Consider the following 25,866-nt stretch of genomic DNA (forward strand, 5'->3'; position numbering starts at 1 on the left):
TTACGCCTGACGACCATAGCAAGCGTGAACCACCTGATCCCTTGCCGAACTCAGCAGTGAAACCGCTTCGCGCCGATGGTAGTGTGGGGTCTCCCCATGCGAGAGTAGGTCATCGTCAGGCACCTATACCGCAGAAAACCCAGCCAACCGGCTGGGTTTTTTGTTTTAGGGGTCTCCCCATGGAGAGTAGCGGAGAGCCGCCCTCCGGAGCGTCGGCCGGGACATCGTCAGGCACCTATTAAGAAAAACCCCAGTTCCAAAAGGAGCTGGGGTTTTTCGCTTTTAAATACCATTTATTGGCATCATTTATGTATGGCATCTAATATGTAACGGCACTTGACTGTTTACTACCGTGATAGAAGGAGCATGGTGATGTATAAAGGATTCAAAACGATTGGTGTGGCACTTTTACTCGCATTTCTCGCCGTTGGTTTGACCGCCTGTGGCGATGATCAGGGCCCGGCAGAAGAAGCGGGTGAAAATATTGATGAAACCATGGAAGAAGCTGGCGATGAAATGGAAGAGGCCGGTGACGAAATGGAAGAAGCTGCTGAAGAGTAAGCGGCTGTAATGCAGTGACAAAAAAAGCCCCACGGTCGACCGTGGGGCTTTTTGCATGGTTAACGCTGGGTATTAACGCCATTCGACCCGGTCAAAGATACGAATCGCTTCGGGATTGTTTTCTCCCAGGATGCTGATATTGACGTCATCCTTTTTGAAGTTGCCCCATGATTCGAGGACAGGGTCACGCTTGACGTTATTCACGACGGGGAATTCATTGTTACCCGAAGCGAAGATTTCCTGAGCCGTATCGGATGCCAGGAACTCAAGGAATTCCACGGCGTTTTCGCGGTTGGGAGCGCCTTCGACGACACCGGCACCGCCAACATTGACGTGAGCGCCTCGGTCATCCTGATTGGGGAAAATGATGCCTACTTTGCGTGCAGCCTCGCGATCTGCTTCATCGTCCGACTTCAGCAGGCGCACGTAGTAATAGTGGTTGGCGACGGCGAGGTCGCATGCGCCGCTGGCGACACCAAGGATCTGGTCGGTATCACCGCCTTCTGGGTCACGTGCCATGTTATCGACAACGCCCTGAGCCCATTCTTCAGCGCCTTCCTCTCCGTGATGCTCGATCATTGAAGCGAGGAGGGACTGGTTGTAGATGTTATTGGACGAACGAATGCAGATGCTATACCCAAGGTCGTCGCTGGCAAGGTCTTCATAACGCGTGATGTCGCTGGGATCCACGTTCTCACGGTTGTAGTAGATCGCCCGTGCGCGCTGGCTAAACCCGAACCACATGCCTTCAGGGTGACGCATGGATTCGGGGAGACGTTCAGCGAGCACGTCGGACTCGATTCCCTGGAAAATACCCTCCTGTTCAGCGCGCCATAGTCTGCCAGCATCAACCGTCATCATGATATCGGCAGGGCTGGCGACGCCCTCGCGCTGGATGCGTTCGATCAGTTGATCGGAATCACCTTCCAGAATATTGACTTCAATACCGGTCTCTTCGGTAAATGCATCGTAAAGCCGCTCGTCAGAATCGTAATGACGAGCAGAGTAGACATTAAGCTCATCCGCCAGGGCGTGGCTTGCGAAGGCGGAGCTGGCAAGAGCAACCGCGATAGGGGCGGCGAAACGTGCAGTTTTCATTGGCGATAATCCTTACGTTGCTAATGATAATAAGTTGTATTATTAACTAGATTATTAGAGCTTTTTGCACCGTTAACGTCAAGGCGACTTACCGTTGAAGCGTGCATATAGAGTAAATAGAAAATAGAATGTTAATTACTTTCAAACGTATTGTAGGGTTGTCTGTTGCAGGCAATCGTGAATAGAGCGGTGGGGCAATGACAGCAACCATAAAGGCGGCGCAAAAAGCGCTTAATGAGACGGCGCTAACGATGCATCAGGTGCAGCACGCTTTTGGCCAGCATACCGTTGTAAAGGGTGTAGACCTAACCGTGGCACCGGGAGAAGTGGTGTGCCTGCTTGGTCCTTCCGGCTGTGGCAAGACCACCTTGCTGCGTATTGCAGCGGGTTTGGAAACGCTGCAAGAAGGCAGTGTCAGCTTGCAAGATGAACACATTGCCGCGCCAGGACTACGTCACGTGCCGCCAGAAAAGCGTAACGTGGGGCTGGCGTTTCAAGACTCGGCGCTATTCCCTCATCTGTCCGTGCTGGAAAACGTCACCTTTGGCCTGAAGCATTTGTCGGCAAGTGCCAGGCGTGAGCGTGCCGAGGAGTTGTTATCTCAGTTGGGGATGGCCAACTATGCGTCGACCTATCCCCATATGCTGTCAGGCGGGCAGCAGCAGCGTGTGGCCCTTGCCCGGGCGTTGGCGCCCGAGCCGAGGTTGATGCTATTGGATGAACCCTTTTCAAGCCTGGATGCGCGGCTGAGGGATCGGATACGCGACGATACACTGCACGTTTTAAAAAAGGTCGGGGCTGCGACCTTGCTGGTGACCCATGATCCGGAAGAAGCCATGTTCATGGCGGATCGTATTGCGCTGATGCGCGAGGGGCACATTGTGCAAACAGGCACGCCAAGAGAGCTCTACTGTTCACCCAAAGACCCGTTCGTGGTGACGTTTTTTGGTGAGGTCAATGAGATCGAGGGCGTGGTTGAAGAGGGGCATGTTACAACGCCTGTGGGGTGGGTGCCGGCTGAGGGCATCGCTGATGGGACGGCCGTACAAGTGATGATTCGCCCGGAAGCGTTGCGGATCATCGAGCGGGACCTGCCTGTCAATTCCCATGCACATAGCCATATCGTGATGGCCAAGTTACTCGGTCGTAGTAGCCTGCTGCACCTTTGTGCCCATGCAGACGACGGTCAGGAAGCCCACTTGCATGCCAGGGTGCCTGGGGTTTTTCTGCCCGCTGAAGGGCAACCGATTGATATTCACCTGGATTTGTCGCAGGTGTTCGTGTTTCCCCGCGCCGCTGAGGACCATTAACGCCATTCTGGACAGTTACGGCTATGTTCCAGGGCGTGAGCGACGCATGGCCATACTCAGCAGTATCACTGGCAGAATGCCGACCACAACGATCGCCAGTGATGAAGTAGAGGCTTCAGCCAGGCGTTCATCAGACGCCAGGTTGTGCGCTCTGACGGCAAGCGTATCGAAGTTGAACGGCCGCAGTATGACGGTTGCGGGAAGTTCTTTCATGACATCGACAAATACCAGAATGCCCGCCGCAAGCAAGCTGCTGCGCATCAATGGCGTGTGCACGTAGCGCAATGTACCGCCCGCCGTTTGGCCAAGGGTGCGAGAGGCAGCGTCCATGCTGGGGGTGACCTTGCCGAGACTGGCTTCTACGGCATTGAAGGAAACGGCTAAAAAGCGCACGACGTAGGCGTAGAGCAGGATGAAAGCCGAGCCGCTGAAGACCAGGCCAATGATCTGGCCGTTGTACGCCTGCAAGCCCGTATTGATCATGTTATCCAGCCAGGCGAAGGGAATTAGAATGCCCACGGCCACCACCGAACCAGGAATGGCATAGCCCATCGCCGAAATACGTGTCGTAAAGCGCGCAAGCGCTGTGTCATGCACCCGAACGCCATAGCTGAGCAGTACCGCCGTGCCGACAGCGATGATCGCCGCAAGCGCCGCCAGGCTTAGACTGTTCCAGGCAAAGCCGATAAAGCGTTCCCCCCACAGTGAATCTCCTTCCGTCAACGCCAAATCGAGAAGAATGCCGCTGGGCAGCAGAAAACCGACGATGATCGGAATGGCGCATGCCGCTGTGGCGGCCGCTGCCCGCCATCCGTGAAGCGCATATTCGGGCAATTGCTGATAACGGTTGGTGGTATGGAAGTAGCGTCGCTTGCCGCGAGACCAGCGCTCCAGTAATACCAGAACAACGACGAAGCTGAGCAGGCAGGCAGCTAGCTGAGCCGCCGCCACGGGCTCACCCATGCCGAACCAGGTGCGATAGATACCGGTGGTGAAGGTGTCGACACCAAAGAACTGCACTGCCCCAAACTCATTGAGGGTTTCCATCAGCACCAGCGATACGCCGCCCACCAGCGCCGGACGTGCCAACGGAACCGCAACGCTGAAAAAAAGACGCCAGGGGCCGCGACCCAGCGTACGGCCTACGTCGAGAACGCATACCGACTGTTCAAGAAAGGAGGCACGGGCTAGCAGGTAAACATAGGGGTAAAGCACCATGGTGATAAGGGTGGCGGCACCGCCTAGCGAGCGGACGTTAGGAAAAAAATAATCGCCGTGTTCCCAGCCGAAGATGTCACGCAGGGTGCTTTGCAATGGGCCAGCAAATTGTAAGAAGTCGGTATAGGCGTAGGCGATCACATAGGTGGGCACCGCCAGGGGCAGAAGTAATGCCCACTCGAATAATCGCTTGCCCGGAAAGCGGCACATGACGACCAGCCAGGCGCTTCCTGTGCCGATGATCAGGGCGCCAAGCCCCACCCAGACGACAAGCCAAAAAGTATTGTTCAGGTAGCGCGGCAGCACCGTGCTGGCAAGGTGCTGCCATACGCCATCGGTCGGCAGCGCAATATGCGCAAATACCACGATGACAGGCAGTGCCACTACCAATGCGACGCCGATGAGTGCTGCCGACCAGAGAGTCAGTTTTCGCTGAGGACTGGGCCGCTGTGCGGCTAACTCACCAGAAGTGGAGCGGGACACGTGAAGACTCCTAGCAAAAGCAAACGGGTATCGCAGCGACGACTCAAGGCGCACGCGGCGAGGAATAGTACCATCGGCCGCCGATGGCTGCAGCCACTTGGCGTTTGGTCAGGCGTTATCCAAAAAAAGCCCGGCTTCATGCCGGGCTGAATGACTTGAAGAATGATGAAGATCAGCCGACCAACACGCTGGGTAGACCGGTGATCAGAACGGGGAAGAATGCCATCAGTGCGCACGCGAACAGAATGAGCGCCACAAACGGAATAACCGCTTTGTAGAGGTCAACGATCTCAACGCCAGGCGGTGCCACCCCCTTCAGGTAAAACAAGGCATAGCCGAATGGGGGGGTAAGGAAGGATGTCTGGAGCACAACGGCGACCATCACCACGAACCACAGCACATCGATGCCCATCGTCTCGACAATCGGCAGCATAATGGGGAAGCTGAGCAGCACGATTCCCGTCCAGTCCAGGAACATCCCCAGGATGAATACCAGAAAGAGCATCAGCAGCAGAGCGCCGAACGTACCGCCTGGCATGGAGAGGACGACCTCGCTGATGACCTCCATACCGCCACCAATCGAAAATACCCCGGTAAACGCCGTGGCGCCGACCAGTACCAGCATTACCATGGTGGTGGTTTTGCCCGCTTCGATCATGGTGCTGTAGCAGGTGGAGAGCTTACGGTCGCCGAAAATCATGAACAGGATAAAGGCGATGAAAACCCCGATAGCGGACGCTTCGGTGGCCGTTGCAATACCGGTAAACAGTGCCCCCAATACGCCCAGAATCAATGACATCGGCGGCACCACGTACTTTGCCAGCATGACCAGGAGCTGCTGGGTGCTGACTTCGGCACGCTCCGCCGCGGGCACCTTCGGGCCGTAGGAGGGTTTCACATAGCAAATGATCAGCACGTAAAGCGCATACATGACGCCAAGTAACAAGCCGGGTACCAGCGCCCCGGCAAATAGCGCACCCACCGAGACGGGGGAGTAGCTCGCCATCAGGATCAACATGATGCTGGGCGGAATCAAGATCCCCAGGCAGCCGCTGGCCATGATGACACCTGCGCTCAGCTCTTTGTTATAGCCGTACTTGAGCATCGGTACCAGGGCAATCATGCCCATCACCGCAATGGACGCACCGACAATCCCTGTTGTGGCAGCGAGCAACACCGAGACCACGACCACCGTCAGCGCTAGCCCGCCGCGCAGGTTGGCGAGCAACAATCGCATGACATCGAACATTTTCTCGGTCACGCCCGAGTCGTTCAAAAACCGCGCCATCAGGATAAACAGGGGAATGGCCACGAGCACGTAGTTATCCATGGCGTTGCCATAGACGTTGTTGATAATAATGCCAAGGGTGTTGGCGCCAGGACCCAGAAAAGCACCAATAACGGCCACGCCCCCCAGCACAAACGCTAGTGGATGACCCATGAACAGGCCGACTAGCAGGCCGCCAAACATCACCAGAGTCAATAATTCTGCACTCATGCGTGGTTCTCCTCACGCAGTTGAATAATAGCGCGCAGCACGATGGCAATGGCCTGCAGCAAAATCAAAACGGCTGCCAGGACAATCACCCCTTTAACGGGATACACCGGAATGGAAACCATACCGTAGGTGGTCTCGCCGCGGCTGATGGAGCGTTCGAAAAAAAGCCAGCCGTAGGTCAGCATCAGCCAGATAAACGGGATGAAAAATACCGCATAGCCGACGATTTCCAGGGCCGCCTGTTTCCTGCGGGCTAGCAGACGCTTCAACACGTCGACTTCCACATGCGCGTGATGACGAAGTCCATAGGCGGCCATCAGCATAAAGTGAGCGCCGAAGAGCATTTTGGTCACGTCGAAGGCCCAATCGCTGGGGCGCCCAAGGAAAAAACGCATCGCGATGTCATACAACACAATCAGTGTGATAACCGCGATAAGGGGTGCAACAATTCGCCCAAAGAGCTCATTGAACCTGTCAATGGCTGTTGCGATCGCATGCATGAGTTATCTCCCGATTCCGGATTTTGGCACTAGACGTAAAAACCGCCCCGACGCTGACATCGGGGCGGTTATCGACGGTTAATTACATGCAGGCTTCGATTTCTTCGAGCGATGGCAGGTTGTCGATGGAACGGCTCATGTTGAATGGCACGGTGATGTCACGCCAGTTCGCGTAGTGCTCCATATAGCTGATCATGGAGTGGTAAACTTTTGCGTGCATCGGGTCTTCACATGCGCCGCGCAGAATCACTTCGTTGGTCGCGTCCTGGATGGTGGCAAGGTCTTCAGACGAGAGCGTGCTGATTTCGACGCCATCTTCCTGGAATTTCACGGTGGCCTCGGTGGACTGACGCTCTGACCATGCCAGCGACCAAGCCATCGTCGCGTCGGCAGCGATTTTCAGGGTTTCCTGGGTTTCCTCGGAAAGCTCATCCCAGGCATCCTTGTTGATCATTACGCCGAAGACACTCGCCGATTGGTGCCAGCCAGGGGTTGACCAGTAATCTGCCACTTCGGAGAAGCCAGCGTTATAGTCGACGCCCGGTGTAGAGAACTCACCCGCATCGATCACGCCGCGCTCGATCGCCTGGTAAACTTCACCACCGGCCAGCGTGACCTGTGAGCCACCCAGTTCTTCAAGGACACGGCCCTGATCGCGGCCTGACAGGCGCAGGCGCTTGCCTTCAAGATCGGCAATGCTTTCGATGGGCGTGTTGCCCATGAAACCGGATTCGTTATTGGTGATCCCGTAGGGCAGGTACACCATGTTGTAGTTGCCATATACTTCTTGATAGAGGTCCCAGCCACCCCACTGCTGAATCCAGTTGAGGTAATCAACGCCGTTGAACAGGCTGGTGGTCGTGGCGAGGGGCGAAAATGCCGGGCTACGGCCTGCCCAGTAGCCGGGCCAGTCGCCCGATGCCTGGATCGCGCCGGTTTCGGTGGCGTCAAATACCTCGGTGCCGGGCATCAGCGTGCCGCCAGCGCGGAAGTTGATCTGCAGCTCGTCGCCTGCCAACTGGTTGACCAACTCGACCCAATGCTGGTCAATTTTAATGAGGTCCAGGTTGTCTGGCCATGTCGTGGTCATGGTCCACTCTTGCTGGGCATGAGCGGTCGAGGAGATGGCTGCCAATGCAACACCGGCAGCGAGACTTGTAATGGCAAACTTGGCAGTTTTTTTCATGTTGGATCCTGTTGGTCGCCGTTAGATTTATTAGGAGATTTGGATGCAGTTCGTGCAGTTGGCATGCATTACGTTTACGTAAAGGAATGAATTACCCTGCATGCTTAAATTAGCACATTCAGGCCGTTGCAATGCAACATCCGTGCTGTGCCAAGTCGGGGGCTGACAAGCAGGGTGAAGATGTTTCTTATTTATATATAAATCATGTGGTTAGTTGGTTGCTGGGGCGTTCGGGCGACAACACCTAAGTGTGAAAAACGTTGAAAGGGTCTCGGTGATGCAACCAAAGTTGTAAGCTGCCTATCCCGTCGAGGAGATGTTATGTCGTCGTTATCAACCGGCGAAGCGGTAGTGTCACGGTCGATCACGCTACTGGTTCAACGGGCAAGACAGCTGGAGAGGCGGCGTTGGCGTCAGCTCGTCTGGCTGCAAGGCGGTGCCAGGCAATGTGAAGTGCTGGCGGTTGCGCTATGGCAAGCCCAGGCTTGGCATTCTCCACTATGGATAGGCAAGGGTGCCCCCGTTCAGCCCGCACTGAAAGCCAATCAGGCCACTCACCGGCTCGGTACCGAGCATCAACTGGTGGTGGTCAATGCCCATGACCACGCCGGTGGCTTCAATCCTGATGCGTTAGGTGCCATTGGCGGGACCCTGACAGCGGGGGGGCTATTGGTGTTGATCACGCCCGACGACTGGGGGCGGGAGCCCGACCCGGACTACGCGCGCATTGCCGACGCCCCCTGGCAGTGGAGCGACCTGACAGCGCGCTACCTGGCACGTCTGGCCGCTCAGTTGAAAGCGTCAGAGCGGATCATCTGCTGGGTACCCGGAGCGCTGCCTCGACTGGGGCGCCTCGTGGCAACGCCGCCGATAATGCAAAAGCCCGAGGATACCGATTGCGTTACCCTGGATCAGGCGGCTGCCGTCAGGGCCCTGGTCGGTCTCAAACGACGGCGACCGCTGGTCATCACCGCCGACCGAGGCCGGGGTAAAAGCGCCGCGCTGGGCATTGCCTGTGTTCGATTGCTACAGCAGCAGAGAACCTCGCGGGTGATTGTCACCGCGACACGCCTGGCCGCCGTGGAGGCTGTGTTTGAGCGTGTAGTGGCGCTATGTCCTGATGGCAACCGAGTCACCCCTGAGCGATTTACCTTCACCAACGGCGCTGAGCTTTTATTCGTTACGCCCGATGCGCTTGGCGAACACCTGGCATCAGGAACGCTGGGCGGCGACGGCAGCTACCTGATGGTCGATGAAGCCGCAGCGCTACCCCCGGCGCTGTTAGCGCAATGGCTGGCCGCCTTTCCAAGGCTTGCGTTTGCCACCACCGTGCATGGTTACGAGGGGTCCGGGCGCGGGTTTGCACTGCGTTTTCGTCACGTACTGGATGTGCAGACACCGGACTGGAAGGCGCTCACGCTCAATACGCCGGTTCGCTGGCAGGCGGCGGATCCGCTTGAGACAGCGCTCAATCAGCTACTGCTATTGAACGCGCCGTTGCCTACCGCTAAGGAAGCATTATCGCGACCCTCGGCTTCGTACGCAGTCCCCCGAGATGAACTGGCCCAGGACGAGGCGGCGCTGGCCCCATTATTTGGTCTGCTGGTGCAGTCTCACTATCGCACGACCCCCAGCGACTTGCGCCAGTTGTTGGATGGCCCCGGTATGCAACTGCGCGTTATCGGCCAGCAGCAACGGCCACAGGCAGTGCTGGTCACCCGTGAAGAAGGCGGCTTTGCAACGGACCTTGCTGATCAGGTGGCGCGCGGAGAACGCCGCCCCCAGGGGCATTTAATGGCTCAGTCACTGGCGGCGCATGCAGGCTGCCGGGATGCGCTGACAGCGCGTTGGCGGCGGGTGGTTCGTATTGCCTGCCACCCTGGCTGGCGTCGTCAGGGGTTGGGGGGCAGGCTGTTGGGTGACGATCGGCAACAAGCCGCCGATCAGGGCGTCATGCTGTATGGCGCGACCTTTGGCGCGGATGCGGGGCTGCTGCGTTTCTGGCGTGCCGAAGGGTTTAGAGCGGTGCGCCTGGGCGTTACCCGGGAACCTTCAAGCGGTGAGTTTGCCATCATGGTGGCCAGCGCCTTGAACCCGGCAGGTGAAAAAGTGCTGGATGCCCTTTCCGAACGATTTATCGCCCTGCTGCCCAACTTGTTGGCATTTGAACTGGCGCGTTTGCCTGCCGAGGTGGTGAGCCTGGTGATCAGCGAACTGCCCGAGCAGCCGTTGACCGCGGTTGAATGGCAGGACATCGACGATGTGGCGACAGCGCATCGGGCCCCTTCCCTTGCCCGGTCGTCCTTGCAGGCACTGGCCCGCGAAGCGAGTCGCTGGCCGCTGTCGGCCACGGGTCAATCAGCGCACCAGCAACTGGCTGCCTGGGCGTTCCAGAATCAGCCGCTTGCCGATGCGCCGAGCGTGTCTGTGCGAGCGCTACGCGAGGCGGTGCGAACCCTTTGGGCTCAGCAACCGCTTCCCCCCGCTGCCCGGGACCGTTAAAGTAAGCCGGTTATCCATGATAAAGAGTTTCCATGAACGAACATCTTGATGCGCTGACCCCCACACTCGTGTGGCAGCATTTTCGTACGCTGTGTAATACGCCTCGCCCATCCGGCCATGAGGCCCAGCTTGTTGAGTTGCTGGAAGCCTGGGCAGAGACACAAGGCATGACCCACGACCGTGATGCCTTTGGCAATTTGCGTCTGTGCAAGTCGGCTGCTCCGGGGTATGAACACGTTCCTGGGCTTATTCTGCAGGGCCATCTGGATATGGTGGCTCAAGCCAATGCCGGTCATGCGCATGACTTCCAGCGTGACCCGATCGCGACCTATGTCGCTGACGGCTGGCTGCATGCCGAAGGCACGACCCTGGGGGCTGATAATGGCCTGGGCGTGGCCGCGATTCTGGCGCTGCTTGAGGACCCAGAGCTAACCCATGGCCCTCTGGAGGCCTTGTTTACCCTTGAGGAAGAAACGTCAATGGGTGGTGCCCTGCATCTGGCCGAAAACTGGCTGGAAGGAGAGCGCCTGCTGAACCTCGACAGCGAGGATCACGGCGAGGTGTTTATTGGCTGTGCGGGCGGGGCTGATGTGGTCGTGAATGCCCAGCTGCCCAGCGCCGCACTCAGGGACGACGAGTGCCTGCTCAGGCTGTCGCTGACGGGATTGAAGGGGGGGCATTCGGGGTTGGATATCCATCAGCCGCTGGGTAACGCCAACCGCCTGTTGGTGCGCGTACTGCGCTCACTCGAGGATGTCGATGCCCGATTGCTGAGCTATCAGGGTGGCACATTGCGCAATGCGATCCCTCGCGAAGCCTTCGCCGATATCGCCCTGCCCGTTGATGAGCAGCAAGAGGCGCTGGCAATTGTCAAGGAGCTGACGCAGACGCTGCAGCGTGAGCTGGGTAGCGGCGATGAGGGTATGCGGCTGGTTGCCGAGCCCATCAGCCCAAGCGGAGATGTTGAGCCGCTGACACTGGATGCCAGCACCATGCTGGTGGCCGCGTTGCATGCCGCCCCCTGTGGCGTCGAACGGATGAGTGCCGATGTGCCCGGCGTGGTTGAAACGTCCAACAACCTGGGGGTGGTAAGCCTGGATAAAGGGCGTTTTCACCTTTGTGCACTGGTGCGCTCGCTGCACGACAGCGCCGTCGTGGCCATGGCGGACCGTTTTAAAGCGCTGTTTGGACTGATCGGGGCAAGGGTCAATGTCGAGCACGGCTACCCGGGCTGGGTGCCCAATCCCGACGGTGACCTGCTCAAGCGCTTTAACGCCTGCCACCAGTCGCTGTTAGGCAAACAGCCAGCGGTCAAGGTGATTCATGCGGGGCTCGAGTGCGGCATTCTGGGCAGTAAATATCCACACCTCGATATGTTGTCATTTGGCCCGACGATTCGCGGCGCGCACTCGCCGGATGAGCGCGTTGAACTGGCAACGGTGGACGAGTTCTGGGGCTTGTTGAGGGCGTTGGTGGAAGACCTGGCGCACAACCCCTGAACCCAAAACGGCACCTGATGGGTGCCGTTTTGATTCGGTGACTGGCTTCTTGAGCGCTTATTTACTGAGGTAGGCGTTCAGCATCCAGACGGTTTTTTCCTGCTCGCGGATGTAATCGCTTGCCTGCGAAGCGGTGCCTTCATCGTCGGCGTCTGACGCGATGGACAGCAGCTCACGCTGCAGTTCGATCAGCGCTTGATAGCCGCGCAGTACACCATTGACGCAGGCGGTGCCATCGTGGACGTCTTTGTCTTCCTCGATCCGCGAGAGCTTGATGTAGTCGCTATAGGCGTGGACCGGTTTGTGGCCCAATGTGAGGATGCGCTCGGCAACTTCATCCACTTTCGTCAGCAGGTCGGTGTAAAATTCTTCGAACTTTGCGTGCAGCTCAAAAAAATCGTTGCCCCTGACGTTCCAGTGATAGCCACGAACGTTCATGTAAAAAATCTGGTAGTTGGCGAGCAGGTGATTGAGCTTCTCTGCCAGTTGGGTGGCGCTGCCTTCGTGAAGACCGATGCTGTTGGTATCGGACATATCTTGGCTCCTTGGTGAGCGCCGCTGTGCGGCGACTGACGTTGATGATCAGGTTAATTGGGCGAGCGTGCGTTGCAAAGCAGGTTTTTTGCATTGCCGCCATAGCGCTAGCCCATTACCTATCAATGTGTAGCCATTAAGTCTGTAGGTATTAAGTGCTGACGAGGCCGTCGCTTTTCAAGGGCGGGCCGCGCGCCAGAGCCGAATCAGGTTTTCGCAGCGGGCTTCAAGCAGCTCAGCCGTGCGCGGTAATGCGTCGCTTAACGACATGGGGCCATCGGCAAGCGCAAAGGCGGCGGTCACGCCCTCCTGGAAACAGGCCTGCCAGCCATCGCCCAGACTGCCCGCTAATACAACCACCGGTACCTGTTGCCCCGCAGCTGCCCGCGCAACGCCGATGGGTGTCTTGCCGGAAAGGCTCTGGCCGTCCAGGCGCCCTTCACCGGTAATCACCAAGTCGGCCTGGGCGAGCAGGGTGTCAAACCCGGCCTGCTGCATGAGCATATCGATGCCGGGTTTCAGCGTGGCGCCCAGGAAGGCGTGCGCCGCAAAGCCCATGCCGCCCGCTGCCCCCGCGCCGGGCAGGTCGCGGTCATCCCGGCCCAGAACATTGGCCGCGATGTCGGCAAAGTGGCCAAGCGCCTGGTCAAGTTGCTGAACCTGAGCGGGGGTCGCCCCTTTTTGTGGTCCGAAAACGGCGCTGGCGCCGTGCTCGCCCAGCAGGGGGTTATCGACATCCACGGCGGCGTCAATGTCAAGTTTGCCAAGCCGAGGGTCCAACTCCTCTAATGACAGCGTCGCCAGGTCGGCAAGCGCTGCCCCGCCCGGAGGCAGCGCCTGCCCCTGGCTATCGAGCAAGCGGGCCCCCAGCGCCTGGAGCATGCCAGCACCGCCATCGTTGGTGGCGCTACCGCCCAATAAAAGCAGCGCTTTCTCTGCGCCGTGATCCAGGGCTGCGAGAAACAGTTGGCCTACGCCATAGGTAGACGTATAACGCGCATCGCGCTCCTGCTCGGTAAGGGGTTGCAGCCCACTGGCTTCTGCCAGTTCAATAAACGCGGTACGCTGCTCGGCAAGCCAGCCCCAATGGGCCTGGCGCGGGCGACCCAGGGCATCCAACACCGTTTTTTGGCGACGCTCGGCCCCGGTTGCCGCGATCAGGGCGTCGAGGCTGCCTTCACCGCCGTCAGCCAATGGGCAGATCAGCGGATGAAGGTCAGGGGCTGCCCGTGCGGCGCCCCGGGCCATGGCATGTGCCGCTTCTTCGGCGCTCAGTGCGTCTTTAAAACTATCTGGGCAAAACAGGATATGCATGGGCACCCTTTTCAATGATCATGGTCAGTAGAGTGAGCTTAGCGCGCCGTGTCGGTGCAAACCAGCGCCACCCGTCAACCCAGGGAGTGGTTATGAAGTGGATGCCTTTCAGTTTCATATGCCTGCTTGCCCTTGGGGGCTGCCAGGCGGTACCGTCATCGCTGCCCGACGCGGACCCTCCGCCTTCCCAGGCGTGCTACTTCCCAAGCACTGCATCTTCAACCTTGACCGACAGTGTCGATGTGCTGACTGAATGGGGGTTCAGCCTGGACGCAAGCGATACCCGGCTAGGCCTGTTAAGCGCCAGTCGAGAGCGTGAGCTACATGGCGCGTCGGACCTTTACGCCTCGCCGCATTTCAGCTCTCGAACGTCGCTGAGCGTGTTCGGTGGAATGGGTATTGGCGGCCGGTCGCACTTGGGGGTCGGCTTGGGCGGTGGGTTTGGTCAGTTGCCCATTGAAGTGGAGCGTGTATCGCTGTTGTGGGATAACCATCACGTGCGGGTGTCACGCGATATCCGCCGGTTTGACCAGTATGGTAGCTTGCGCACGGGGCGTAGCGCCAATACCGACGATTTTTGCGCGCGATTCCAGCGTGCCCTGGACGCGTATACGGCCACAGGAGACAGCCCGTCATGAGAGTGATTCACTGGGCCGCGGCTGGCTTGCTGCTGCTAATGCTCAGCGGCTGCGCGACGACACCGCCACCAGAGCCCCGCGAACTGGTCTATCCGGTACCGGCTGAAGACACCTTTCGTGCGGCAGTTAGCCTGATGATCGAGCAAGGTTATGTCGTGCGCCATGCCGATTTATCGCTTGGGCGTGCCGAAGGCGTGTTGGCACGTTGGCCTGGTTACCGGCTAGTGCTCGAGGTGAATGAGGTAGGCAGGGAAAGCCATGTGCGCATTTCGGCGTGGCGTGGCGGGCAGCCGTTACCGCCGAACCGTCTGGATCCATGGTTGGTGGCGCTCCAGAGCCGCCTGGAGGTGGCACCATGAGGTTTGTAACCCGTTGGCTGACGCCTGGATGGATGGGCTTTATGGGGGCGTTGAGCCTGTTGGTCAGTGCGAGCGCCATGGCGCATCCCCACGGATGGATCGATATCAGCGTCCGTGTGCTTATCGATGACCAGGGGCGGGTAACGGGGCTGCACCAAACCTGGCAAATGGATCCGTTCTATAGCTTGGTGGTGTTCGACGAACTGCAACGAGTTGATGGGGCGACGCTCGACGAAGGGCTGGATCAGTTGGGGGGCGAAATACGCAACAATCTCTCAAGCCAAGGCTACTTCACCGAAGTGCGGGTAGATGGTGAGCGTCTGCCGCTGAAGGAGGTGAGCGAATACACCGCCATGCGACGCGATAACCGACTGACGTTTATTTTTATCCTGCCGTTCGCATCCACGCCAGCATTAAGCGGCAGCAAGCTCACGTATCAGGTGTATGACCCGACGTATTACCTCGAGGTGGTGCATGAAGCAGAAGGTGACCAGCCAAGCGACAATGCCCTTGTGCTGCGTGACATGCCCCAATGCGAACTCACCATCTTGCCCGCGGATCCGGATCCCGAGAAGGTCATGGCGGCGTCGCTTCTGGATGCCGATGAAAGCGGCGAACCCGGGTTAGGGCGTTATTTCGCCGAAACGGGCCAGGTGGTGTGCCCATGATGTCTCGGCGTTTCTCCTGGGGGCTGCTATGCCTGTTGGCCTTGGGGGTGGGCGTCGTCGGCCTTGTCGTGTGGCAGGGCGGGTTAGCGTCAATGAGTTACACCCTGCTCGGCTGGCAGCGTGATCTTCACCGGGAACTTACCCTTGCGCTGACGGCGCTTTCAGAGCAGTCAGCGGCGGCCACCTGGGCAGCACTGCTGGGCGTAAGCTTCGGCTATGGCGTGTTTCATGCCGCCGGGCCAGGGCATGGGAAGGCGGTTCTGGCAACATTTTTGATGTCCCACGGCGGTGCCGTAGGGCGTGCCCTGGGGCTTTCGTTTGCCGCGGCGCTGCTTCAGGGACTAACGGCCGTCGGGTTGGTGGCCATCCTGGTCTACGGCCTCGGCTGGGTAACACGCCAGGCGATGGGCAGCGTTGCATGGGTGGAATACGCCAGTTTCCTTCTGGTGGCGGCGCTGGGCGTATGGCTTTGCTGGCGGGCTGTCGGCCAACTGCGCCGGGCTTATGCTGTGAGCGACCACGACCACGACCACGACCACGACCACGACCACGACCACGACCACGACCATGCATGCTGCGGGGGGCACGCTATTAGCCCTCAGCAGTCGCTGGATTGGCGCACCGCGCTATTGACCGTCGGTGCGATTGGCATGCGCCCGTGCAGCGGGGCGGTGCTGATGCTGGGCGCTGCAGGCCTGCTGGGCCAGTTTGCAGTGGGGGTGGCCGCTGTTGCCGCCATGTCGCTGGGTACGGGGCTGACAGTGTCGGTGCTTGCGTTGGCCAGTGTGGTGGCGCGGGGCTGGGCACAGCGGCGCCTGGTGCGTCAGGGGGCGACTCATCGACGTGCCCAGCGCGCAGCTGGCTGGGTCGCGCTCGCGGGCGGCATCGTGATCGTGACGCTGGGCGTTTCCCTCTGGGCGGCGGGCATCGCCCAGCCTGTGGGTGACCCGGTGTTGGGCGAGCCGCCGTCTCGGTCAGGCAATCCGCTCACCGGCGGTTAGCCCCCTAAGTCCAGCGTTTCAATCAGCGCCGTGAGGCGGGCCTGAATTGCCTGCTGCTCGCCGGGTGAATACGGCTCGGCACTACCGTGGCCCCAAACGGGCGCAGGCCAGGCGTCGTCGTCATGATGGCGAATCACCACATGCACATGCAGCTGGCTGACCACGTTACCCAGCGTAGCGATATTGAGTTTGTCGCCGTTAAAGGCAGCCTTCATTGCCTGGCCCAGCTGGCCGGCCTCCCGCCAGAGTTGTTGCTGATCGTCGGGCGTCAGTTCAAACACCTCGCTCAGCGCAGCATGCCTGGGCACCAGGACCACCCAGGTATAGCGCGCGTCGAGCATCAACAGGGCGCGGCAGAGCGGCAAGTCTGCCAGTGGCTGCGTATCGTTAGCCAGGCGTTCATCGAGTACAAAGGGCGTCATTACTTGGTTCCTTAATGGGGAGTGCATCCTGTGCGCGGCAAAGTAGGCGTAATCCTGAAAAGGCTGTTACCCTGAAAGTGCTTTTGGCTCATACGAATTGAGTTGAAGTATCCCGATAGTGAATGAATTTGTTAAGGAGAACACTCATGAAAAAACTACTGGCAATGAGCTTTATTCTTTTAATGTCGGCAGGCGTACTGGCGGGCTGCAATACTCTCAGTGGCGCAGGCCAGGATATAGAAGAGGGCGGTGAAGCCGTTCAGGACGCTGCAAGCTAAGCAAAGTGGTACCTGGCGGGCCGACGTTTAGCGTCGGCCCGCTGCGTTATAAACGCATTTTTATGTGACAGGAGTTTCAAGGATGACATGTCAACGTGGTTGGCAGCTTGTTGTTTTGATGTTTTTACCCCTATTCTTGGCAGCCTGTGCCCAGACGCCAGGCAAAGGAGACGATGTTCCGAGTGCGCCACCGCCCCCGAAGGTGGATAACGCTCAGTCTCCCGGTGATGAAGCAGCCTGCCGTCTGGATGACATTGAGTACGCCGTGGGAACGCCGCTTGGCGACACGTCAGGCGACGCGTTGGCGCGTCAAAGCGGTGCCGAACAAGTCCGCGTGTTGCGGCCAGGGGAGGTGGCCACTATGGAGCATCGCCCCGGGCGGCTGAATATCCACCTCGATGATAATGACGTCATCGAAGAGCTTAGGTGCGGTTAGTCGTAGCGGTCCTTCCAGCGCTGGCGGTTGACCTGTTCTTTGAGTAATTCCAGGACGTCGAACACCACCTGCTCGGTGACCCGGTCACTGCCTTCGTCCGGTGTCAGCCAGCTGTCAAAGCCGTTTTCCGCCGCGCCTTCAACGAGCCGTTGGAACTCGGGGGAGTGAATCGACAGGGCGACTTCATCCACCAGCCGTTGGGCAACGCCACTCAACGACGCTTCCATGGCGCTGGCTGCAGGCTCACCCATGGGCAGGCGTCGCAGCCGCTGGAGTTCGGGACTTTCACGCAGCGTACGGCTGACCAGGTCGCTGATTGCCGCCATGATGGCCTGTCGGTTGTGCTGGTAGGCGGTGCCCACCGACGTCTCGAGCCGCTGGGCAATTTCCTGGATGAGTTGCTGTTTGCGAGGCATGACGACTCGGTCTATGACCTGTTCGGTCAATGAGTCGCTTGAGCGTATCTGCTGCTGAACATTCCCCAGCAACCGCAGGGCGATACGGTCGGAGAGCTCTTCCAGCAAGATATCGTAATACTTGGCGAAGAACTGATAGATCCACCAACCCTTGACGTTGATCAGACGCAGACGGTGCAGCCGGTACAGCAGCGAGATAACCCGCAGAATGCGCAGCCAGCGCAACCCGCTCAGGGGGATGCAGCCCAGGACGTCGTACCAATGTACAAAGGGGTAAAAGAACCAGCGATGGTAGCGACGCTCGGCAATCGCCACGGCCCAGCCCAGCAGCACGTCGGCGATAAAAATGCCGACAAAGAACAGGTCGATGGTAATAAAACGGCTGTGAATGGTTGTCGCGTAGGCGCTGTGAAAACTCGGCGATACCGCCTCTATCGTCTGGTTGATCGGGGGGAGTAAAAATAGCGAATCGAACAACAGCAAACCGAGGTTGATGACCACGGCCGCCAGAATGAAAAAGTCCCAGCCGATATGCGCGTACTCAACGCCCTTTGGCAGGTGGGGGTAGCGCTCCCTGGCAGGCATGGTGAACTCCTTGGACTTAGTGGCGAGTACCGCGCAAGACAGGATCAGGTCGGCGTTTGTGATTGATGCTGCTGCTGGGCCAGCTGTTCCTGATCCTCGGCTTGTTTGCGCATTTTCTTGCGCAGGGCGGCTTTCTCAAAGCGTAGCTGCTGCAATGGCGTTTCCAAGGCAAGTGGCGGAACGCGAGCGGGTTTTCCGTTGGCGTCCACCGCCACCATGCTGAGATAGCAGCTATTGGTATGGCGAATCAGTTTTTTGCGGATATCTTCAGCCACCACCTTGATGCCAATTTCCATCGATGAGCGCCCTACGTGATTGACGCTGGCCAAAAAGGTCACCAGCTCGCCAACGTGAATGGGCTGCTTGAAAAGCACCTGGTCCACCGACAGGGTGACCACGTAATGGCCTGAGTAGCGACTGGCGCAGGCGTAGGCCACCTCGTCGAGCTTTTTGAGAATCGCACCGCCGTGAACTTTGCCGCTGAAATTCGCCATGTCAGGCGTCATCAAGACGGTCATGGACAATTCGTGCTGACCGGGCAGGGCGGTCATTGGGGTTTCCGACATCGGCTCTACTCGTCTCTTGATATCCATGTAAAGCGCCTGCCGATATGGCAGGCGCTGGGGCATTACCTGAGCTTAAAACCACACCAGGCCAACCGAGATGATGGCGCCGGTGATAAACAGCTGAACCAGGCAAAAGCCCATAATATCCTTGGCTTTCAAGCCTGCAATGGCCAGGACGGGCAAGGCCCAGAACGGCTGCAGCAGGTTGGTCCAGGCATCACCCCAGGCAACGGCCATGGCAATGCGTGAAATATCCGCCCCCAGTGCTTCCGCTGCGGGCAGCATGACCGGTGCCTGAACAGCCCACTGGCCACCGCCCGAAGGCACAAAGAGGTTGACGACCCCGGCGCTGATGAACGACCAGAATGGCAGCGACGTTTCCGTGGCAAACGAGATCAGCCACTCGGACATGCTCTGTGCCAGGCCTGACTCCACCATGATGGCCATAATGCCGGCATAGAAGGGGAACTGAATGACAATGCCAGCGCCACCTTTAATGGCTTCGTGCAGGCTGTTGAGCAGGTTGCGCGGTGTGCGGTGAAGGACAATCGCCAGAAACAGGAACAGGAAGTTCACCACGTTGAGGTTCAGACCGCCCCCACGCAGCAGGAAATGATCCGCCAGGAAAAGCAGGCCGGGAATACCGACCAGCCAGGCCAGGGACGTGCTGTTTTCCAGCTTTTCAGCCGGGCGGGTAATGCGGCCTTTGGCTTCGGGCTCATCGTCTAGCAGCTTGGTATCCACATAGACGCTGTCTTTTTCGTCCGGCAGCATCAGCCGGTTGACCAGCGGAATGGAGACGAACAGGCACGCCACAATGGCCAGGTTGAAGAACGCAAACACCGTTGAACCGGTGCCGATAACGCCGATATCATCCGCGGCGAAGTGGCCCTCGGTGGCAATGGTAAGCGGAATTGACCCCGCCAGGCCCCCGTGCCAGACCACAAAGCCGGAGTAGGCGCTGGCGACCAGCAGGCGGTAATCGACGCGCACCAGGCGCGCCAGTTCCTTGGCAAACAGCGCACCAACCACCAAGCCGAAGCCCCAGTTAATCCAGCTTGCCGTCAGCGACACCAGGGTGACCAGAATAATCGCGCCGCCGGGGCTTTTTGCCGTACTGGCGAGGCGTTGCAGCAGCCGTTTGACCGGTGGCGAACTGGCCAGCATGAAGCCGGTGACCAGTACCAGCAACATCTGCATGGAGAAGGTCAATAACCCCCAGAAGCCATCGCCCCAGAAACGCAGGACAGCCAGTGGCGTCTGGCGCTCGATAGCGATCGCCGCGACAGCAGCAATCAGGGTCAGTAGCAGTACAAAGATATACGGGTCGGGAAGATAGCGATCGACCATCTTCACCGCCGGTTTGGATATCATTTTCAACATGGCAGGCTCACTTTTTCATTATTAGGAAGTGCACCGCTAATATACGGGGCAACGACAGTTTTTTCATCCCAAAAGGCAGGTTTGACAACTGCTTGATCAACGCCAGCGCGTAAGGCGGTAGTGGCGGTAATAGCCTATCAGGACAGCCGAGCGTACGCAGGTAAATGCCATGAAGGCGAGCCACAGGCCATGGTTGCCAAGCCCCTGGGTCAACCACCAGGTAGGCAAATATGCCGCCAGGCCGATAAAGATGCTGTTGCGCATGGCCGCGATGGAGGTGGTGCCGATAAACACGCCGTCCAGCAGGTAACTCCACACGGCGATCAGCGGCATCACGACCATCCAGGGCAAGTAAGCAGCGGCGGTGGCACGCACCTCTTCAAGACCGGTGAGCAGGGCAATCAATCCATTGCCGCCGAGGGCAAACACGAGCGCGGCACCGGCGGCGGTCCACCAGGAAAAGCGCGCCGCCGCCCGGACCGTATCGGCAAACGCTGACCAGTCGCCACGGCCAACAGCACGCCCTACCAGCGATTCCGCTGCATGGGCAAAGCCGTCAAGGGCATAGCTGGTGAGCATGATGAATTGCAGCAGTACGGCATTGGCGGCGAGGATGGTATCGCCCTGGCGCGCCCCCTGGGCAGTGAAAAACGCCATGGCAAACAGTAGCCCGAGCGTACGTATGAAAAGATTGCCGTTGACGTTAAACAACGCCGCATAGGCAGAAAGCACGCCCAGGCGGCTGCGTAGAAAAGTCCCTTCGAGCTTGCCTAGCTGTCGCAGGACAAGAAAGCCGCCAAACGCCAGGGCGGAATAGTCGGCGATCACGCTGGCCCACGCCACGCCGTCGCTGGTGAGGCCCAGGCCCATCACGAACCACACATCAAGCACGATATTCACGCTGTTGGTCAGCACCAGGATCATCAGCGTGACGCGGGCGTTCTGCTGGCCGAGAAACCAGCCCAGAATGGTGTAATTGGCCAACACCGCCGGGGCCGACCAGAGGCGTATTTCAGCGTAGCTTCTGGCAAGCGCAGTGGCGGCCTCGCTGCCATCGAGCAGCCACAGTCCGAAGGAGACAATCGGCGATGCAAAGACAATCAGCAGGCTGCCGATCACGATTGCCATGATCAGCGACTGACCGAGCAGGTTGCGCACGTCGCTGTCGCTTTCGCGGCCGACGGCCTGGGCCACCAGGCCGGTGGTGCCCATGCGCAGAAAGCCAAACCCCCAATACAAGAAGCTGAACAGAGTAGCGCCCAGGGTGACGGCAGCCAGGTAGCGGGAGTCAGGCAGGTGGCCGACCACGGCGGTATCCACCAGCCCGAGCAGCGGAACCGTGATGTTGGAGATGATGATGGGCCAGGCTAGCTGCCATATACGCACCTGATTCGCCTAGGCAGCCGTGATCAGCCGGTACTTGTGCATCAGCTGGTCGTGCGTTTCGGGGCGTTCCGGGTCAAGGGGGATGCAATCGACCGGGCAGACCTGCTGGCACTGGGGCTCATCGTAGTGGCCGACGCATTCGGTGCACAGGTTGGGATCGATCACATAGATTTCTTCGCCCGGCGAGATGGCGTCGTTGGGGCATTCGGGTTCACAGACGTCGCAGTTAATGCATTCGTCGGTAATCATCAGGGCCATGGGTATACCTCACGGATGGCGTTAACATCCAGGTAATGTTATTACCTGAGTGTTTTACTCAACAATAGCGTCGTCAGCTAGTGTAGTGCTTACGCAACGTCTCTGCGACCTTGGGATGGACCAGCGGTGAAACATCGCCGCCAAGCTTGGCTATTTCCCGCACCATCGTGGAGGAAATGTAGGAGTTTTCCACCGCCGGGGTGAGGAAGACACTCTCAAGTTCCGGGTTCTGGGCGCGGTTCATGTTGGCAAGTTGCAGCTCGTACTCAAAGTCGGAGACGGCACGCAGCCCGCGCAGGATAATCGTTGCCCCCTGTTCGTGCATCATGGAGGTGAGCAGATTGGAAAAACCGATCACCTCCACGTTGGGTAAGCCCGCACAGACCTCCTGCGCCAGCTCGATACGGGTGGCTAAATCCAGGTGGGGGTGTTTGCCGGGGCTGGCGGCGATCGCAATCACCACCTTGTCGAACATGCGGGCACCACGCTCGATCAAGTCGTAATGACCGTGAGTGATGGGGTCGAAGGTGCCCGGGTAGACGGCGATATTGACGCGCTGGTACGTCATGACGCTGGCTCCTCATCGTCCAGGCGGCCGAAAGGGTTATCGCTTTCCAGCGATACCGCCTGATCATAACCGGGAATATGGATGCGATCCGCCCGAATATCCAGCTCGGGACCCTCAAGTACCGCTTCGCCAAACTGATAGCGGGGCGCGTAATGACCTCGGTCGGCATGCTCCAGATACGCGGCGGCATTCTCGCGAACGCTTTCGCGGCGCGTTTTCCAGGCCTGGATGGCAGCGGCGCCGTGGCGCTGCGTTAACAGGCGTTCGGTCACAGCGGGTGACAGCACAACGCCGGTCGCGTTGTTACCGCCGAACCCCTTGGCGTTGATGAGGGCGGCATCGGCGTTAAACGACTGGGCAACTGACGAAAAGCGCAGGCGGTCGGCGTAGACGTCGTCGGCCACGGCGTCCAGGGTGGGGATGCCGGGCAGTAATTGGTGGGCAAAGCTGCCCAGCGCGCTGACTAGCTGGTCACCCGCGGCGCTGCCTTGAGAGTGACCGATAAAGGCTTTGACGGCCACTACCGGCCAGGCGTCGATGCCGTTGGCGCGGGCGATCTCATCGAAGACATGGGATTCGGTGATGCGGTTTTTAGGCGTGCTGGTGCCATGAGCGTGCAGGAAGCTGCGCGACTTCAAGGCGTTATCGCCCAGCATGTTACGGATCAACGACGCTGACTTGCCCAGCGTAATATAGTTGCCGATACCGGGCGCCGAAATGGACCGCTTGTAGCCGTCGGCGTTGACGAACACCTCCGGCACGGCACCCAGAATATCGGCACCCACTTCAAGGGCCAGGGCGTCGTCCATCAACAGCACAAACTGGCTGGCCTCGGCCATGGTAAAACCACAGTTGCGTGCAAAGGGGCGACAGGCACGTTGGTAATCTGCGTCGGTCAGCAACTCCAGCGCGTCGAGCGCCTTGAGGCTGGCATCATCGGCCAGTGCGCCCATGGCCCTGAAGCCTTCGATAATCTCTGGGGTAATCGGCGCATCGGCGGTGCCGACCATCACGACTCGGCGTCGCCCGGCGCGAATATCATCGATACCCAATCGCAGATTATAGAGAAAGCTCGCGCAGGCGCCCAGCGCGGCGCCGGTGCCGCCAACGCTGCCCAGCACGTAGGCGTTCAGGAAGTCGGCGGGCATCTGGCCATAGCCTAACGGCATCTGTTTGGAGGTGGCGCGCTGCCCGCTGACCAGGCTCTTGAGCAATCCTCCCCAGCCCTGTTCGTCTAGCTGGCCGATCGAGTTGCCCGCATAGACGGCAATATGGTCCGGATTCAACTGCTGGCGAAGGTGTTCCCAGGAAAGGCCGCTGGCGCCCAGGCAGTCGCTGGCGCCAAACACTGACATCGCCAGACCGCGAGGGTGATGTACGCTGCGGTAAAGGCTTGCGGGATCGAAGCCGGTCGGCAGTTGAGCGGCCGCGCGTACCTTGGGGGGCTGCGCATCGGGCAGCAGGGCGTTCATTTCGCCCGCAGGCACGCAGACGTCAACCGTGCGCAGATCGATATCCTGGATCTGCCAGCTGCTGGGTAGCTGCTCAGGCAACTGCCGACGGCGCAGCCGAAAGCGCAACGGCTCGGCGAGTTGCATGCTGACGTGGCGATTGGCGGGCAGCCCGGGCTCACTAAACCGCGGGTCTTCGTTGCGGCGAATTAGCGTGTGGTTGAGAACGTATTCGCGTAACGTATCCGCGGGCGCTTTGACGGACTGCCCTGTGTTGTCGTGCCACCCCTGGGGAGACGGCGAAGCCAAGCGCATCAATGCCGCCAGCCCCTCTATTGTCTGGCGTTGCTGGTCGGCAGGGAGCGCATCAAGCACGGTCCGGCGGAAGGCCTGATGGCCCGAGGTTCTGCCAGCGGGATTGATGCCGCCCATGCCGACAATCACCGGTAAGTGTGACAAGCCGGGTTCCTCGTGGTGCGGTGGTTTAAATAACAGTTATCGGCAATGCGTCACTGACAGTAAAACCTGTTGCTTATAAGCAAAGAGTCTTACCCGCCGCTTTGCACTTAATAAATATGACAAAATGCGTGTTACTGCCAATGATCATATCACCGTGCGAGCAGCGGCGTCATGCCGCAACCATGTCGGGCTGGTAGAATCGCCTTATTTACGCGATTTATTGCGCGCTGGCCCCCGGGGGGGGCATGACGCGATGGTCAACGGATCCTTTTTACATGAGAGTCAATATGCAGCAGCCTTCGCGGCCGGTGGTGACCAATCAGCCAGGCCCTCACCACGATTTGGCCCGCCGGGTCAGCCGTGGGCTCACACATCCACTGCGCAAGCCGATTGCGAGCCATACTCAGGCGGCATTCGCCTTGGTAGCGCAATGGTGTGAGCGCCAGACAGGCCCGCTGATACTCGATGCAGGTTGCGGCGTGGGGCTATCGACCCGGCGGCTGGCGGAGCAATTTCCTGATCACACGGTGATTGGTGTCGATCGCAGCGAGGATCGGCTCACCCGGGCCCATGGCGAGCTACCTGAGAATGCCCGGCTGGTGCGTGCCGATCTGGTCGACTTCTGGCGGCTGGCGCACCAGGCCGGGTGGGCGCCCGAGCGGCACTATCTGCTTTATCCGAACCCTTACCCCAAGGCGTCGCATTTGAAAATGCGCTGGCATGGACATCCGGTCTTCCCCACACTGTTGGCGCTGGGTGGCTTGCTGGAGGTTCGCTCAAACTGGTCGCTGTATATTGAGGAGTTCGCCATGGCGGTTTTCCAGGCGACCGGTCAGGGGGCCGAGGTCAGTGAATGGGGGCCCAGCGGCGACTATTTAACGCCGTTCGAGGCCAAGTACCATCAAAGCGGCCAGACGTTATGGCGTTTGCGTGTGGCATTGGAGTCGAGATGACATTTGTCTATTTGGTGCTGGCGATTATTGCCGAAGTGATTGCCACCAGCGCGTTAAAAGCGTCAATGGGGTTTACCCGTCCACTGCCAAGTCTTCTGGTGGTCGGTGGCTATGGGGTGGCATTCTACTTGCTGAGTCTGGTGCTGCGCAGCTTGCCTGTCGGCATCACCTACGCCATCTGGGCAGGGCTGGGTATCGTACTGGTCACGCTGGTTGGTGTGGTGATTTTCGGCGAAAAGCCGGATGTGCCCGGGATCGTCGGTATTGGCCTGATCGTCGCTGGTGTAGTGATGCTACAGGTGTTTTCGAAAATGAGTGTTCATTAAGGAGAGACGG

Annotated in this window: 27 protein-coding genes and 1 rRNA gene; 13 read left to right on the forward strand and 15 right to left on the reverse strand. The window is 59.0% G+C overall.

The features are described from left to right. The first annotated feature begins 5 nt into the window (after positions 1-5). Both rrf and NH395_RS03435 read left to right on the forward strand, forming a co-directional pair. A 5S ribosomal RNA gene (rrf, locus tag NH395_RS03430) occupies positions 6-121 on the forward strand. Between the two features lie 251 nt (positions 122-372). Beyond that, entirely contained in the window at positions 373-561 is a 189-nt protein-coding gene (locus NH395_RS03435; protein ID WP_066318197.1) for a hypothetical protein, read from the forward strand. A 72-nt stretch (positions 562-633) separates the two neighbouring features. Here the strand turns inward: NH395_RS03435 and NH395_RS03440 are convergent, their stop codons facing one another. Then, complete coding sequence (locus NH395_RS03440) at positions 634-1,659, reverse strand: Fe(3+) ABC transporter substrate-binding protein (protein ID WP_253022454.1); 1,026 nt, start codon at positions 1,657-1,659, stop codon at positions 634-636. 197 nt (positions 1,660-1,856) lie between these two features. Here NH395_RS03440 and NH395_RS03445 point away from each other — a divergent pair, with 197 nt between their 5' ends. Next, positions 1,857-2,969 (forward strand): ABC transporter ATP-binding protein, encoded by a 1,113-nt coding sequence (locus NH395_RS03445; protein ID WP_253022456.1) that lies wholly within the window; start codon positions 1,857-1,859, stop codon positions 2,967-2,969. 21 nt (positions 2,970-2,990) lie between these two features. Here NH395_RS03445 and NH395_RS03450 read toward each other — a convergent pair whose 3' ends face one another. The 4 genes from NH395_RS03450 to dctP form a co-directional block, all read right to left on the reverse strand. Next, positions 2,991-4,613 (reverse strand): iron ABC transporter permease, encoded by a 1,623-nt coding sequence (locus tag NH395_RS03450; RefSeq protein WP_253023059.1) that lies wholly within the window; start codon positions 4,611-4,613, stop codon positions 2,991-2,993. Positions 4,614-4,842: 229 nt separating this feature from the next. Then, positions 4,843-6,168, reverse strand: coding sequence for a TRAP transporter large permease subunit (locus tag NH395_RS03455; protein ID WP_253022458.1), 1,326 nt, complete (start codon positions 6,166-6,168; stop codon positions 4,843-4,845). Further along, entirely contained in the window at positions 6,165-6,668 is a 504-nt protein-coding gene (locus tag NH395_RS03460; RefSeq protein WP_253022460.1) for a TRAP transporter small permease subunit, read from the reverse strand. Before NH395_RS03460 ends, NH395_RS03455 begins: the two co-directional genes overlap by 4 nt. An 82-nt stretch (positions 6,669-6,750) precedes the next feature. Further along, entirely contained in the window at positions 6,751-7,854 is a 1,104-nt protein-coding gene (gene dctP / locus NH395_RS03465) for a TRAP transporter substrate-binding protein DctP (protein ID WP_253022461.1), read from the reverse strand. Between the two features lie 321 nt (positions 7,855-8,175). Here dctP and NH395_RS03470 point away from each other — a divergent pair, with 321 nt between their 5' ends. Further along, positions 8,176-10,356 carry a GNAT family N-acetyltransferase gene (locus NH395_RS03470; RefSeq protein WP_253022463.1) on the forward strand — a complete coding sequence of 727 codons (2,181 nt, stop codon included), beginning with the start codon at positions 8,176-8,178 and terminating at the stop codon, positions 10,354-10,356. Positions 10,357-10,388: 32 nt separating this feature from the next. Beyond that, entirely contained in the window at positions 10,389-11,855 is a 1,467-nt protein-coding gene (locus NH395_RS03475; RefSeq protein WP_253022465.1) for an aminoacyl-histidine dipeptidase, read from the forward strand. 57 nt (positions 11,856-11,912) lie between these two features. Here NH395_RS03475 and NH395_RS03480 read toward each other — a convergent pair whose 3' ends face one another. Together NH395_RS03480 and NH395_RS03485 are read right to left on the reverse strand one after the other, a co-directional pair. After that, entirely contained in the window at positions 11,913-12,389 is a 477-nt protein-coding gene (locus tag NH395_RS03480) for a Dps family protein (RefSeq protein WP_066318217.1), read from the reverse strand. Positions 12,390-12,566: 177 nt separating this feature from the next. Then, on the reverse strand, positions 12,567-13,703 hold the full coding sequence (locus NH395_RS03485) for a glycerate kinase (protein ID WP_253022467.1): 1,137 nt from the start codon (positions 13,701-13,703) through the stop codon (positions 12,567-12,569). Between the two features lie 92 nt (positions 13,704-13,795). On the opposite strand from NH395_RS03485, the gene NH395_RS03490 reads away from it, so the two are divergent. Genes NH395_RS03490 through NH395_RS03505 form a run of 4 tightly spaced genes read left to right on the forward strand, consistent with a single transcriptional unit; the run spans position 13,796 to position 16,369 of the window. After that, positions 13,796-14,341, forward strand: a complete 546-nt coding sequence (locus NH395_RS03490) for a hypothetical protein (protein ID WP_253022469.1) — start codon at positions 13,796-13,798, stop codon at positions 14,339-14,341. Further along, positions 14,338-14,700 carry a hypothetical protein gene (locus NH395_RS03495; protein ID WP_253022471.1) on the forward strand — a complete coding sequence of 121 codons (363 nt, stop codon included), beginning with the start codon at positions 14,338-14,340 and terminating at the stop codon, positions 14,698-14,700. Before NH395_RS03490 ends, NH395_RS03495 begins: the two co-directional genes overlap by 4 nt. A gap of 32 nt (positions 14,701-14,732) precedes the next feature. Further along, on the forward strand, positions 14,733-15,368 hold the full coding sequence (locus tag NH395_RS03500) for a DUF1007 family protein (protein WP_253023061.1): 636 nt from the start codon (positions 14,733-14,735) through the stop codon (positions 15,366-15,368). Continuing rightward, positions 15,365-16,369 carry a nickel/cobalt transporter gene (locus NH395_RS03505; RefSeq protein WP_253022473.1) on the forward strand — a complete coding sequence of 335 codons (1,005 nt, stop codon included), beginning with the start codon at positions 15,365-15,367 and terminating at the stop codon, positions 16,367-16,369. The genes NH395_RS03500 and NH395_RS03505 overlap by 4 nt, the downstream gene beginning before the upstream one ends. Here NH395_RS03505 and NH395_RS03510 read toward each other — a convergent pair. After that, complete coding sequence (locus NH395_RS03510) at positions 16,366-16,791, reverse strand: HIT domain-containing protein (protein ID WP_253022475.1); 426 nt, start codon at positions 16,789-16,791, stop codon at positions 16,366-16,368. The two genes, NH395_RS03505 and NH395_RS03510, sit on opposite strands and share 4 nt — an antisense overlap. Before the next feature lie 146 nt (positions 16,792-16,937). On the opposite strand from NH395_RS03510, the gene NH395_RS03515 reads away from it, so the two are divergent. Next, positions 16,938-17,069 (forward strand): entericidin A/B family lipoprotein, encoded by a 132-nt coding sequence (locus NH395_RS03515; RefSeq protein WP_085917033.1) that lies wholly within the window; start codon positions 16,938-16,940, stop codon positions 17,067-17,069. Positions 17,070-17,151: 82 nt separating this feature from the next. Continuing rightward, the gene (locus NH395_RS03520) at positions 17,152-17,505 is read left to right on the forward strand and encodes an I78 family peptidase inhibitor (protein ID WP_253022476.1); all 354 of its coding nucleotides are present in this window, start codon (positions 17,152-17,154) and stop codon (positions 17,503-17,505) included. Here the strand turns inward: NH395_RS03520 and NH395_RS03525 are convergent. From NH395_RS03525 to NH395_RS03555, 7 genes are all read right to left on the reverse strand, one after another. Then, positions 17,502-18,506: an ion transporter gene (locus NH395_RS03525; protein WP_253022477.1), complete on the reverse strand. Its 1,005-nt coding sequence runs from the start codon at positions 18,504-18,506 to the stop codon at positions 17,502-17,504. The genes NH395_RS03520 and NH395_RS03525 overlap by 4 nt on opposite strands. A gap of 44 nt (positions 18,507-18,550) precedes the next feature. Further along, a complete protein-coding gene (locus NH395_RS03530) occupies positions 18,551-19,072 on the reverse strand; it encodes an acyl-CoA thioesterase (protein ID WP_253023063.1) in 522 nt (173 codons plus the stop codon). Between the two features lie 72 nt (positions 19,073-19,144). Beyond that, positions 19,145-20,455 carry a short-chain fatty acid transporter gene (locus NH395_RS03535; protein WP_066318231.1) on the reverse strand — a complete coding sequence of 437 codons (1,311 nt, stop codon included), beginning with the start codon at positions 20,453-20,455 and terminating at the stop codon, positions 19,145-19,147. A gap of 96 nt (positions 20,456-20,551) precedes the next feature. Next, positions 20,552-21,841, reverse strand: a complete 1,290-nt coding sequence (locus NH395_RS03540; RefSeq protein WP_253022478.1) for an MATE family efflux transporter — start codon at positions 21,839-21,841, stop codon at positions 20,552-20,554. A gap of 9 nt (positions 21,842-21,850) precedes the next feature. After that, positions 21,851-22,099 (reverse strand): YfhL family 4Fe-4S dicluster ferredoxin, encoded by a 249-nt coding sequence (locus tag NH395_RS03545; RefSeq protein ID WP_066318235.1) that lies wholly within the window; start codon positions 22,097-22,099, stop codon positions 21,851-21,853. 73 nt (positions 22,100-22,172) lie between these two features. Continuing rightward, complete coding sequence (gene coaD / locus NH395_RS03550; RefSeq protein WP_092826474.1) at positions 22,173-22,667, reverse strand: pantetheine-phosphate adenylyltransferase; 495 nt, start codon at positions 22,665-22,667, stop codon at positions 22,173-22,175. Further along, positions 22,664-24,550, reverse strand: a complete 1,887-nt coding sequence (locus NH395_RS03555; RefSeq protein ID WP_253023065.1) for a beta-ketoacyl synthase — start codon at positions 24,548-24,550, stop codon at positions 22,664-22,666. Before NH395_RS03555 ends, coaD begins: the two co-directional genes overlap by 4 nt. Positions 24,551-24,864: 314 nt before the next feature. Here NH395_RS03555 and NH395_RS03560 point away from each other — a divergent pair, with 314 nt between their 5' ends. Together NH395_RS03560 and NH395_RS03565 are read left to right on the forward strand one after the other, a co-directional pair. Then, positions 24,865-25,530, forward strand: coding sequence for a methyltransferase domain-containing protein (locus NH395_RS03560; RefSeq protein WP_253022479.1), 666 nt, complete (start codon positions 24,865-24,867; stop codon positions 25,528-25,530). Further along, a complete protein-coding gene (locus NH395_RS03565) occupies positions 25,527-25,856 on the forward strand; it encodes a multidrug efflux SMR transporter (protein ID WP_066318242.1) in 330 nt (109 codons plus the stop codon). The genes NH395_RS03560 and NH395_RS03565 overlap by 4 nt, the downstream gene beginning before the upstream one ends. The last annotated feature ends 10 nt before the right edge of the window (positions 25,857-25,866 follow it).

The sequence above is a fragment of the Halomonas sp. Mc5H-6 genome (assembly GCF_024124705.1).
In the GTDB taxonomy this organism is placed as follows: domain Bacteria; phylum Pseudomonadota; class Gammaproteobacteria; order Pseudomonadales; family Halomonadaceae; genus Vreelandella; species Vreelandella subterranea.

Coding starts and splice junctions, on each gene's coding strand:
- NH395_RS03435 (WP_066318197.1), top strand. CDS start 373: ATGTATAAAGGATTCAAAACGATTGGTGTGGCACTTTTACTCGCATTT.
- NH395_RS03440 (WP_253022454.1), bottom strand. CDS start 1,659: ATGAAAACTGCACGTTTCGCCGCCCCTATCGCGGTTGCTCTTGCCAGC.
- NH395_RS03445 (WP_253022456.1), top strand. CDS start 1,857: ATGACAGCAACCATAAAGGCGGCGCAAAAAGCGCTTAATGAGACGGCG.
- NH395_RS03455 (WP_253022458.1), bottom strand. CDS start 6,168: ATGAGTGCAGAATTATTGACTCTGGTGATGTTTGGCGGCCTGCTAGTC.
- NH395_RS03460 (WP_253022460.1), bottom strand. CDS start 6,668: ATGCATGCGATCGCAACAGCCATTGACAGGTTCAATGAGCTCTTTGGG.
- dctP (WP_253022461.1), bottom strand. CDS start 7,854: ATGAAAAAAACTGCCAAGTTTGCCATTACAAGTCTCGCTGCCGGTGTT.
- NH395_RS03470 (WP_253022463.1), top strand. CDS start 8,176: ATGTCGTCGTTATCAACCGGCGAAGCGGTAGTGTCACGGTCGATCACG.
- NH395_RS03475 (WP_253022465.1), top strand. CDS start 10,389: ATGAACGAACATCTTGATGCGCTGACCCCCACACTCGTGTGGCAGCAT.
- NH395_RS03480 (WP_066318217.1), bottom strand. CDS start 12,389: ATGTCCGATACCAACAGCATCGGTCTTCACGAAGGCAGCGCCACCCAA.
- NH395_RS03485 (WP_253022467.1), bottom strand. CDS start 13,703: ATGCATATCCTGTTTTGCCCAGATAGTTTTAAAGACGCACTGAGCGCC.
- NH395_RS03490 (WP_253022469.1), top strand. CDS start 13,796: ATGAAGTGGATGCCTTTCAGTTTCATATGCCTGCTTGCCCTTGGGGGC.
- NH395_RS03495 (WP_253022471.1), top strand. CDS start 14,338: ATGAGAGTGATTCACTGGGCCGCGGCTGGCTTGCTGCTGCTAATGCTC.
- NH395_RS03500 (WP_253023061.1), top strand. CDS start 14,733: ATGGGCTTTATGGGGGCGTTGAGCCTGTTGGTCAGTGCGAGCGCCATG.
- NH395_RS03505 (WP_253022473.1), top strand. CDS start 15,365: ATGATGTCTCGGCGTTTCTCCTGGGGGCTGCTATGCCTGTTGGCCTTG.
- NH395_RS03510 (WP_253022475.1), bottom strand. CDS start 16,791: ATGACGCCCTTTGTACTCGATGAACGCCTGGCTAACGATACGCAGCCA.
- NH395_RS03515 (WP_085917033.1), top strand. CDS start 16,938: ATGAAAAAACTACTGGCAATGAGCTTTATTCTTTTAATGTCGGCAGGC.
- NH395_RS03520 (WP_253022476.1), top strand. CDS start 17,152: ATGACATGTCAACGTGGTTGGCAGCTTGTTGTTTTGATGTTTTTACCC.
- NH395_RS03525 (WP_253022477.1), bottom strand. CDS start 18,506: ATGCCTGCCAGGGAGCGCTACCCCCACCTGCCAAAGGGCGTTGAGTAC.
- NH395_RS03530 (WP_253023063.1), bottom strand. CDS start 19,072: ATGTCGGAAACCCCAATGACCGCCCTGCCCGGTCAGCACGAATTGTCC.
- NH395_RS03535 (WP_066318231.1), bottom strand. CDS start 20,455: ATGTTGAAAATGATATCCAAACCGGCGGTGAAGATGGTCGATCGCTAT.
- NH395_RS03545 (WP_066318235.1), bottom strand. CDS start 22,099: ATGGCCCTGATGATTACCGACGAATGCATTAACTGCGACGTCTGTGAA.
- coaD (WP_092826474.1), bottom strand. CDS start 22,667: ATGACGTACCAGCGCGTCAATATCGCCGTCTACCCGGGCACCTTCGAC.
- NH395_RS03555 (WP_253023065.1), bottom strand. CDS start 24,550: ATGGGCGGCATCAATCCCGCTGGCAGAACCTCGGGCCATCAGGCCTTC.
- NH395_RS03560 (WP_253022479.1), top strand. CDS start 24,865: ATGCAGCAGCCTTCGCGGCCGGTGGTGACCAATCAGCCAGGCCCTCAC.
- NH395_RS03565 (WP_066318242.1), top strand. CDS start 25,527: ATGACATTTGTCTATTTGGTGCTGGCGATTATTGCCGAAGTGATTGCC.